The sequence below is a fragment of the Priestia sp. 3CA3 genome (assembly GCF_056836725.1).
Map to the genome: position 1 here is coordinate 1 of NZ_JBXENJ010000030.1, position 9,529 is coordinate 9,529.

At 31.9% G+C, this 9,529-nt stretch carries 14 protein-coding genes; 10 read left to right on the forward strand and 4 right to left on the reverse strand.

The genetic code is table 11. The features are described 5' to 3' along the window. Positions 1-526: hypothetical protein (locus AC1VNJ_RS26635; protein WP_482641614.1), on the forward strand; the 526-nt coding region annotated here is incomplete at its 5' end. 23 nt (positions 527-549) lie between these two features. Here the strand turns inward: AC1VNJ_RS26635 and AC1VNJ_RS26640 are convergent. Further along, positions 550-834 carry an AbrB/MazE/SpoVT family DNA-binding domain-containing protein gene (locus tag AC1VNJ_RS26640; RefSeq protein WP_311265584.1) on the reverse strand — a complete coding sequence of 95 codons (285 nt, stop codon included), beginning with the start codon at positions 832-834 and terminating at the stop codon, positions 550-552. A gap of 105 nt (positions 835-939) precedes the next feature. Further along, entirely contained in the window at positions 940-1,152 is a 213-nt protein-coding gene (locus AC1VNJ_RS26645; RefSeq protein WP_311265583.1) for a hypothetical protein, read from the reverse strand. 531 nt (positions 1,153-1,683) lie between these two features. On the opposite strand from AC1VNJ_RS26645, the gene AC1VNJ_RS26650 reads away from it, so the two are divergent. From AC1VNJ_RS26650 to AC1VNJ_RS26670, 5 genes are all read left to right on the forward strand, one after another. Then, positions 1,684-1,977, forward strand: a complete 294-nt coding sequence (locus tag AC1VNJ_RS26650) for a hypothetical protein (RefSeq protein WP_482641621.1) — start codon at positions 1,684-1,686, stop codon at positions 1,975-1,977. Positions 1,978-2,099: 122 nt separating this feature from the next. Beyond that, a complete protein-coding gene (locus AC1VNJ_RS26655) occupies positions 2,100-2,291 on the forward strand; it encodes a hypothetical protein (RefSeq protein WP_482641615.1) in 192 nt (63 codons plus the stop codon). A 130-nt stretch (positions 2,292-2,421) separates the two neighbouring features. Beyond that, entirely contained in the window at positions 2,422-2,769 is a 348-nt protein-coding gene (locus tag AC1VNJ_RS26660) for a hypothetical protein (protein ID WP_153253579.1), read from the forward strand. Between the two features lie 227 nt (positions 2,770-2,996). Next, entirely contained in the window at positions 2,997-3,227 is a 231-nt protein-coding gene (locus AC1VNJ_RS26665) for a hypothetical protein (RefSeq protein WP_153253578.1), read from the forward strand. Positions 3,228-3,401: 174 nt separating this feature from the next. After that, on the forward strand, positions 3,402-4,352 hold the full coding sequence (locus AC1VNJ_RS26670; RefSeq protein ID WP_482641616.1) for a hypothetical protein: 951 nt from the start codon (positions 3,402-3,404) through the stop codon (positions 4,350-4,352). Positions 4,353-4,493: 141 nt separating this feature from the next. Here AC1VNJ_RS26670 and AC1VNJ_RS26675 read toward each other — a convergent pair whose 3' ends face one another. Then, a complete protein-coding gene (locus AC1VNJ_RS26675; RefSeq protein WP_482641617.1) occupies positions 4,494-4,946 on the reverse strand; it encodes a hypothetical protein in 453 nt (150 codons plus the stop codon). A gap of 1,239 nt (positions 4,947-6,185) precedes the next feature. Continuing rightward, positions 6,186-6,770 carry a hypothetical protein gene (locus tag AC1VNJ_RS26680; RefSeq protein ID WP_482641618.1) on the reverse strand — a complete coding sequence of 195 codons (585 nt, stop codon included), beginning with the start codon at positions 6,768-6,770 and terminating at the stop codon, positions 6,186-6,188. A gap of 161 nt (positions 6,771-6,931) precedes the next feature. On the opposite strand from AC1VNJ_RS26680, the gene AC1VNJ_RS26685 reads away from it, so the two are divergent. From AC1VNJ_RS26685 to AC1VNJ_RS26700, 4 genes are all read left to right on the forward strand, one after another. After that, positions 6,932-7,387 (forward strand): YoqH family protein, encoded by a 456-nt coding sequence (locus AC1VNJ_RS26685; RefSeq protein ID WP_482641622.1) that lies wholly within the window; start codon positions 6,932-6,934, stop codon positions 7,385-7,387. A 56-nt stretch (positions 7,388-7,443) separates the two neighbouring features. Continuing rightward, the gene (locus AC1VNJ_RS26690; protein ID WP_482641619.1) at positions 7,444-8,202 is read left to right on the forward strand and encodes a hypothetical protein; all 759 of its coding nucleotides are present in this window, start codon (positions 7,444-7,446) and stop codon (positions 8,200-8,202) included. Positions 8,203-8,636: 434 nt separating this feature from the next. Further along, positions 8,637-9,137: a GNAT family N-acetyltransferase gene (locus tag AC1VNJ_RS26695; RefSeq protein WP_182031276.1), complete on the forward strand. Its 501-nt coding sequence runs from the start codon at positions 8,637-8,639 to the stop codon at positions 9,135-9,137. A gap of 156 nt (positions 9,138-9,293) precedes the next feature. Further along, a complete protein-coding gene (locus AC1VNJ_RS26700) occupies positions 9,294-9,527 on the forward strand; it encodes a hypothetical protein (protein WP_482641620.1) in 234 nt (77 codons plus the stop codon). Positions 9,528-9,529 lie beyond the last annotated feature (2 nt).

Below are 9,529 nucleotides of genomic sequence, written 5' to 3' on the forward strand. Positions count from 1 at the left end.
TGTGAAAAGTGTAGTTGAGTCAATTTGTATATCAGGCCTTTCTTCTTCAAAAGTAATGGACTACCTATCAAATTATTTTAGAAGAGGATTTAGCTTTGGCAGCACTGTGTATATGGAAGATATGTCCAAAGAGCCAATTAGACACCTATACAAAAATATTGAGAAAGAGCGTGTCTCTACGCGTTTAAAAGATGGCCATGGAGAAACATATGATATTTTGAAACGCTTAGCTTATGCTTTAGATTGCTCTCCAGCATTAGCGGCATCTTTCTTAATTGAGGAGAGTATCAGGAATTCTGATTTTGTTGATGAATACATGACTCGCCATTTAGAAGAAGAATTGGACCAGGAAAGAATAAAGGAATTAAAAGAGGTATTGAAATTCATCAATAAAAATAACCCTTATAAAGAAGAGTACAGTCTGCACAATTTAATTTCTTATATTATGGATGAATTAAAAGTAGGAGCAACTAGCTTAGGGTCTTCTGTACAAAACTGGTTAGAAAGTATACAGCATAAAAAATAGGTCCACTTAAAAAACCTTTGAATTTACGATTCAAAGGTTTTTTGCTTGTCTTTTATTTCGTTAAATAAAATTTTTGCGCCTAATGGACTTAGAACTAAGTTATTTGCATATCTACGATTTTGCGGCGTTATCTTACCTGTAATCAGACATTCATTAGATTCTTTGTATTTTTTTATCTCTATATGATCATCTTCCAATAAAATCTCTACTTCATCATCTTTACCTATATCCAGTAGCTTTCTTAGCTCAATAGGAACCACTATACGACCTACTGCATCTATCTTTCTCAACGTACTTAGTCCCTTCATGCTGACTCTCCTTTTATATGTTCATAAGTACAACTTTCATATTATACTATAAATGTATAAATTAACCTATAAAAAAATTATAAAAACAGAGTTCAAGGTACAAGTTTATAGTTTTTTCTTCAATTGCTCTTTTACATAAATACATGTGCGATCATGGTCACGGGAAAAGAAATGATCCTGTTTGGGATACACTTTTACTCCACAAGAGGGACAGGCAAAGAAACCCACATTAATGCCTTGAGTCACTTCATGGGCATAAAATTCACCAGCCGTTTCGAACATTACCACATGGTTTGCTTTCTCAATCTTTGCTCTCATAAATTCATCTCCCACCTTATTTTGAGTTCATTACCATAATAAGGGTTTAGAGAGTAAATTGTAAAAGGAAATGTATAGGTATATACCTATATTTATAGAAAAAGCAGCATTCTTATGCCATTTATGCATGAGAATGCTTATTTTTCTACATCTATTTCTTTACAGGTGAATAACGGTTTTCTAATTATAAAACCATAAAAAAAGACTCTAATTACCGTTGATTTGAGTTGTAGGAATGGAGTTTGTGTTTATGATAAGCTGAGGTTTTAAATTAACTTTTATAATGTCCTTTTCTACTTGCACTATTTTACTAAAAACGTTCGTAAAAACCTGTGTATTCCAGAGTACGTTCGTAATTAAATTTTAAACTTAAACGAACAATAAAAAATATTGATTTCTAATATAAAATAAAAGTCCGTAAAAGTATACTTTTACGGACTATTTGTGTTTCTATTTAATGGAACATGTAAAAAAGGGTAAATTAAAAAGTAGAATATAATAATGAATTTTAAAGGAGTGTATATCTTGAGTATGAATGAACTATATTTATCTTTAAATAAAGCTGGTCTATTGTTCAAAGAGCATACAGAACGTGGAGAAGTCGACTTTATTTATCTTGAAACGGACAAAAATGGAACAACATGTTCAGTAGATGTAAATGCATTCGAAATACTCTTTCAGGATGTACGTGAAAATCCAGATTATGAAGCCTTATCAGGAACTCATACTTTTGAGTTGGAAGGTACACAATACACCATGACAGCAGAAGAGATGGGCTATCAAAAGTATTTTGATAAATGGAAAGAACAAGGAGTATTGAATTAATAGTTTCTTTAATTCAATACTCATAAATGCAAGAGATCATATATTTGATGAGCATGTATAAAAATCTGAATTAAGGCTTAACCTCTGTTAAAATGTAATTATAAAGAAAAAGAGGTGTTTATTTGAAAGGGATCACAAAGAAATATGCATTCATTTTAACAGGTTTTTTATTTGGTTATCTTCTTTTAGTAACGCTGGGTGTAGATATTTCTACTAATACGTTCAAACTGTTTATCCCAGTAGCCGTTACAGGACTATTTTTTGGAGAAATAATAAATGTAACAAGGAAAAGACATAAATCGCACTTAAATTAAACTGACATGAGCTTATCTATCTATAGATAAGCTTTTTATTGTTGATAAGAGGGATTTTATAAGCTCATGTGGTATATCATATAAAGTTTAAATTCAATCATAGAATATAATGAGAGGAAGGTGGAGCATTATGAAAAAGTGGTTATCCATACTTTTCATTATATGTTTATTTACGTTATGTTCAGCATGTTCAAATGTAACTTGGAAGAAACAATATGCGACTTCTCTGCCGAGGGAATTATTATCAGAAGGGGAAGAGTACTCTGTTTTAGCAGTAGGGAAAAGTATTGATCACTCAGAGGATATACTGGGGTTAAAAAAGGTTAAATATTTTTCTTCTCTAGATCAAGTAAAGGAAGAGTATCCTAATTTAGGTATCAAGGAAAGTCCATTTTTTATTATCTTCGATGATAAAGAAATTGTTTTCAGAACCTCTAATCTTGATAAAGCATTACTTTTTATAAAAGAAAATTACTGATATCTACCAGTAGGGAGCTGTGTATTATGTCCGACAGAGAGAAAAAGGAATCAGAAATTGGGAAGCCTAGCTTGGATAGAGCTGGAATGAGGTCATATATGGGCAGCCCAGAGAAATTTGAGTTCTCCTTTTATGGAGTATTGATGGCATGTGTTCCTTTAATAATCGTAGGAGCTTTTATTTGGTACAACTGGTAAACAGATTTAAATATGATAGGGGGGATACTTTTGTTAAAGTTCATAGAAAAGGGTTTTTTATATGGATTTATCCTAGGTATTTCATTTGGATTATTTACAGTTCCTTATAAGGAAGTTGTTGTTGGAGATTTAGAAGAAACAAACTATCTGGATCTATCCGATTTTATAATACCACTACTTAGGATTGGAGTTGTTATAGCTTTAATTGGTGCAGTAATAGGATTTTTCTTTTACCAATATAGAACAAAAAACTTAGGTTGATTGTTACAAAATCTCTTCTTCAACGATAACTTATACTTTGCAAATAACTTTTCAGGGTTGAATTGTATTTACAAACTTAAAAGCTACAAAGATGTTATAAAGTAACATAGCGAAATATAAAGTAAAAGGTGTGCTTAAAGCATATCTTTTTTATTTAGAATGGGAGGTGCTGCTGTGAAGAAGTATTTTATCGCTATTATCCTAATAATGGTTGTGATGGTTACATTTTATTCTATTCTTCATAAGTTCATAAGGGCAAATAACTCCACTACAATCTCACAAAATTCTCATAATGGTGATCGTGAGGAACAGAAAGCTAATACTATTGAATATGGCTTGTATAGTTTGGATGGGAAATATATTGATAATGGAAGTACGATTTACCCTAAAGATGATGAAGCAAATGTAAATGTCTCTATAAACCATAATTTAAATGAACGAAGAGAATATGGTTTAATCGTACTAGAAGATTTTAAACAAGTCTCATTTAAACTTGGAAATAAGAAAGAATCCATAAAATATTTTTTTACTATGAACCCCAACTCATCTAAAGATATAGGTGTAAGGATTCCGATTAAGCCAAACACACAGGAGCTCACAATTTTATTGATAAAAAAACCTAGCTACAAATTAAAAGAGATGGATCTTAACAGAGCATCCGTATTAGAAGATGTTTTAAGCCTACGTTATCTGATTAATCATAAAAAAGAATTGGATAATTTAGAAGAGGTAAAATCTGATGTTGTAGTAAAAGATGGACTAAACGAAGAAATGTTTATTACAAATGATATACATAAGCTGCAATCAGTAATGGTTGGAAAAGAAGGTGAAAAACTATGGTTCTCTAATGGAAACGATACAAGTAAACCATTAAAATATGCAATTATCGCCCTTAAGAATTGGAGGCAAACTACAGTTACCGATAATCAAGAGGTCATATATACAACAGTTTCAGGGGCAGAGCGAAAACTTTTTAGTTTCACGCTACCCAACGTAAAAAAAGATAGTAATTTTCAATTAATCGCTTTTCCATACCCTTATCAAGTACGTAAGGATAACTATGCTAGTCAGCAAGCATTTGGCTCTTTTAGAACGGTCATAGAACCAAGGCATCATACTAAGTAGCAACGTATTAGAAACGATGTATACTTTACAGTTGGCTTTACTAAAAAACAGACCAAATAAAATTGGTCTGTTTGCTAAAGGTAATATAAGAATTGAAAAGTAAACTGGTTAAGCTAAATTACTTGATTGTAAGAAGGGAAATTATTGCACATTGACCACAAGAGTATAAGAGGCATCTCCATTTGGCCATTGGCTACTAATTTCAATTACATATTTCCCCCTTTCTGATGGTAGTATTACTTGATTTTGATCTAAGGATAATTTCTTAGTTCGTTCTTCTTTATCCCATAGATAGGCATGTAATTTTGGTTGAGATTGGTCATTAAACTCTACATTAACTGTTGAATTCCCCTTCACTTTTTGTGGTTTAATATTTTGAGCTATTTGAGATGGGGAAGCAGCATCAGCAACTGTTGTAGTATTAGACATGAAGTTTTTGGTTTTCCATTGGTACGTACCTCTAGTTGCGTCAATCCTTTCTTTATTTACTGTCGCTATTAACTGTGGGGGCTCTTTTCTTATATTGGTTGAACAACCGTTTGAAAATAATAAAAAAACGAGCAGAATAAGTAATAAATACTTCTTATCTCTCAAGTTTATCTCACCCTAAAATATATTTTTAAAATGAACATTTAATGGTTATATTTCCTGTAGTTATTGATCTTTCTTATAACAAGTAGCTAATCATAATCCTTTTTCTTTATTAAGGTAATTAATTCAAAAACTCAATAGGACATAAAATATTAAATAAGTGACGTACAGAAAAGCTATATTAACTTTTAGCTTTTTACATACTTTATGAAGGAAGTTAGAAATCATCTTATTACGTACAAATAACTGAACCAATATAACTACTAGTATAAAACTAAATATAAGCTTTAAAATCGCTATGTCTGTTATTGCTTCTACAAAAGGTATTAATTTGATAGATAACGAAATAGCTACAAAAGCTAAAAAGTTTTCGTAAGAAGTAATATTTTTTTTATTTTGAATTTCTATAGAGGATTTTTCAAGTTCCGTCATCTTAGTTCACTACCTTACTTTAGGGGAATTTTGTACTTGTTCAGAGTATTAGCTATCTAAGCGTTATATTCCTCTGTAGATATGGTTAATTTTTTACGTTTCTGTAACATGTCTTATATTAACTAAAATGACGTTGTCCATTTTGGAATGTTGAAACAAAAAGAACCCTTTGCATATATAAGCAAAGGGTTCTCAAATCTAGTAGAATAGGGGGAATGCGTTATTAAGTGTGGCCAGAGTTATAGATTCATACACATACTATATTTTTTTCATACAATCTTATGTAGAAACGGCTATAAGAATTTAAAAAAAGCTTTAATAATAAAAATAACACTTATAAGTACAATAAAAACAATTAATTCAATTTTCTCCTCAGGTTCTTTTCTTTTATATTTTAACTCTCGATCCTTAAACTGTAGATTTTTCTTATATTCTAAATCCATCTGATTAATTCCTTCCCGTAGCTGTTTGTGTTAATTAGTCGACTTGCTTATTTTAAATCCTGCTGCTAGACCTGATTTAGCATGTTTTTCTGCTAATACACCTGCGACCCTAGTTGTTAGATCATGAGCAGCATATACACTGAAGGTAAAATAACCAGAATGAAAATGTCTAATGTAGGATTACTTCCATTGCAATGCTTCCTTCTTTTTATCCTATCAAAGCAAGTTCGAGTGGGTCTACAGCAACCTTTTTGAAGGATTCTATAAAAGTATTCCTCTATAAAGAAAGTTTCGTTAAGTAAAAAGAGCATCTAATTGAACTATTAGATGCTCTTTTGGATGAAATGTAGGTGATAGAGTTTTGCTCTTAAGATTCCCTTGCACATTCATCCCAGGTCATTTCATGATGCTTTTGGTCATAGCATGTTAATTTTGTGGGATAGGCATCCTTCATCTTAAAAGATGATGACAATGCCTGAAAATGGACAAAGTATGGAGAATCGACAGCCTTGATGGAATATTTAATGGGTTTGTTAATTAATTCAGCATTTATAGATCCTATCTGTTTTTCAGTATTCTCTCCATAGATAACGTTGTACAATTGATTATCGATTGTGATTGTCGTGTGCCCTACCTTATCTATGCTATAACCGTGTCCATCTACATGTTTATATTCGCCATTCTTTTTGATAAAAGAAGCCTCTCCGAGATAATTCAAGGAGTTCGATTTGAATGTAAATAACGCGGTATAATAATTCTTCTTGGGTACTTTCTCTAATTTAACCACCTTGACTTTAATGGAAGAATCTATACCGTCGCCATATTGGATAACTTCTTCTTTTATGCGCTTTTCTAATACTTCTGTATAACTAGTTTGAGCTACAGCAGTATTACCAGCACTACACATAAGTAATAACACCCCTGATAAAAAGCTAGCAACATACTTCAACATCCCTACACCTCCGTTATTTTCGTTCCTAAACATAAAGGTAATATACCCTTGTTCAGTTATGCTTATGTCCGTTCAAGCATCCGAAAACCCCTGGAATATAAAAATTCGAATGAGTTTGTTCTCAACAGGAAAATCTAATAAAAAACTAGGAGTTGAGTGTCATAAAACCTTTTATTTTAATATTGTTTATGTTGTTAGCTACGACTATTTCTCCACTTCAAACACAAGCTGATAAAATGCCCTGTACCATTTCATTAGAACCTGTGAATAAGAACCTTAAAAATACTAAGGGTTCAGCATTAATTTACAACGTTCAACTAGGCAGTCCACCTAGTTTTCCACGGACAAATATTAGCATTTTAGGCGTTCACCTTCCGAATCCATCGTCTTACGGTCAATATGATAGTTATGAGGATTACGCAACCATACCCAATGAAATTAGTTGGCGATTCCGCATGTATCCAACACCCGAAGAAGATGGACCTACTTGGGCTGGTCGAATTGATTTGATTACAGCAGATATGAGAAATGTAAAGGTGCAAATTCGTCTTTCAAATGCAAAACTTGAAAAGCTTGGCCCTCCTGTATTACAGGGGAAAATAGATATATGTAAGTAATCCGTTTACGAACGCGGAAAACGACAAAGGTGTAGATGAAAAAGGAAGGTACAGAAATGAAAAGGCTTGTATGCTTAATTCTTACGATTGCTTTACTATTTTCAGGAACTCAGATAGCGTTGGCTTATACAGACACTAGGCCTGCCTTATACGACTTCGTTCATTCTTTGACAAAGATGGGAAGTGAACAAGCACAGAAATATGTGTCTCCAAACGTGGAAATTCCAGAAATACGAGAAGACACACCCTTACGCAATATTCAAGGCTTGCCTTCTTCAAAAGAAAATGAACGTATCCTTATTGGTTATTTCAATGATGAGAAAAAAACGAATGAAAGAATTGCATTCATTTGGAGAGTTACTTTTAATAAAGCTCAAATTACAAATATTGGCGAAGTATACAATGGATCTAACCCTTTTATGAATGAGTTCCATGCTATCAATAAATACGAGAAGAAATTTAATGTGGATATATTGGAACCCACAACTTTCCCTTTTGAAATTACGCATATCGACACTCAACAAGATAAAGATATGTTAATTATTCGTTATCGAAACAATACATCAAGTAGCTTGCTTCAATTAAAGGTCATAGAGACTACTAACTCTCTGGAGGATTATAAAGGCCCTAAGGATATTTCATATACTTTAAAAAACGGAACGAAAGCTTTATATCAGCCAAATTATTTTCCAGCAAAGCAATTGCTGTTTCAACGAGATAAGCTAATTTATACAATTGGCATTAGCAAATTTACTAAAAAGGAGATTACAGTAGATGATTTGCTCAAAATTGCAAACTCCATGATTTCAAATTAAATGTATTCAGAAAGGTAAATGTAAAATGGAGAGAAAGAAAAAAGCAACCTCCGCATTGGCCAATGAACGAGGTTGCTTTCATATAAGGGGTCATTCAAACGTATCCGAGAATGAACAGCCTGACTATAACATATTTTTAATATTCATACAATTCTCGGTGTGCTTTCACATATGAATAAAAGGTGCGCTTTTTATTCATTATCTCTTCAACTACCTGTAAGGAGAACTCCGTCATATCAACGATGTATAAAAAGTTGCATATTCTATAAAAGTGACTCCGTTAGAACCCTTACTCCCATAAGGGTTCTCTTTTTTGATGTGTACCGGAAAGAGTGTTTATGTAAACTAGGGATGAATATAATATACACTTATAGCTAAGCTATTAAATTTAATTTATTGTAAGATTAAAAGAAAAGAATTTGTAGGTGGATACGTTGGAAATTAGAATTTTAAACTCGTTAGATGCTTCGGAATATCGTCAAATCCGTTTAGAATCTTTAAAACGAAACCCTGAATCATTTGGATCTAGTTATGAAGAGGAAAAGAATTTATCTATTGATACTTTTAAAGATAAGCTTTCTTCTTTAGACTCATTTACCTTTGGAGCAGTTCATGATAATGAATTGGTCGGGATTGTAACTTTAAAACAAGAACGTTTAATTAAGCTAAGACATCGAGCAAATATAGTAGCGATGTACGTTTCTCCACATAATAGGAACTTGGGAATTGGAAGGAAACTTATATCCAGGTGTATTGAACAAGCAAAATTATTAGAACATATAGAACAGATTTACTTAACTGTAGTAAGTACGAATACTTCTGCAAAAAATCTTTATTTATCGCTAGGTTTTAAAAGTTTTTCTGAAGAAGTAAGGGCTCTAAAGGTAAATGATACATATATTGATGAAGAGCATATGGTTTTATTTATCAAATAGTTATAGAGAAGCCTTAAATTAACTTATTTAAGGCTTTTCTATTTCCGATAATATGGATTATGGAAACTAGATTTGTATATAGTATCGACTACAAAATTGAGTTAAAATATTCATTGTATGTAATTAAATTCATAATAGTAAGGGGCAATTTGCTTGTTGAAATTTATAGAAAAGGGTTTCTCCTATGGATTGATCTTAGGAATATCATTAGGTGTTTTAATAGTTCCATATAAAGAGGTTGTATCGGTAGATGACAGTACAACAGAAACAACATATTTAGATCTTATTGATTTTATTATTCCTCTAATTCGCTTTAGTGTGGTTATAGCTTTACTCGGAGCAGCGATAGGATTTTTCCTTTACAGACGTATAAAAAAAAGCTTGGACTAATT

Coding starts and splice junctions, on each gene's coding strand:
- AC1VNJ_RS26690 (WP_482641619.1), top strand. CDS start 7,444: ATGAAAAGGCTTGTATGCTTAATTCTTACGATTGCTTTACTATTTTCA.
- AC1VNJ_RS26640 (WP_311265584.1), bottom strand. CDS start 834: ATGAAGGGACTAAGTACGTTGAGAAAGATAGATGCAGTAGGTCGTATA.
- AC1VNJ_RS26680 (WP_482641618.1), bottom strand. CDS start 6,770: ATGTTGAAGTATGTTGCTAGCTTTTTATCAGGGGTGTTATTACTTATG.
- AC1VNJ_RS26660 (WP_153253579.1), top strand. CDS start 2,422: ATGAAAAAGTGGTTATCCATACTTTTCATTATATGTTTATTTACGTTA.
- AC1VNJ_RS26650 (WP_482641621.1), top strand. CDS start 1,684: ATGAATGAACTATATTTATCTTTAAATAAAGCTGGTCTATTGTTCAAA.
- AC1VNJ_RS26645 (WP_311265583.1), bottom strand. CDS start 1,152: ATGAGAGCAAAGATTGAGAAAGCAAACCATGTGGTAATGTTCGAAACG.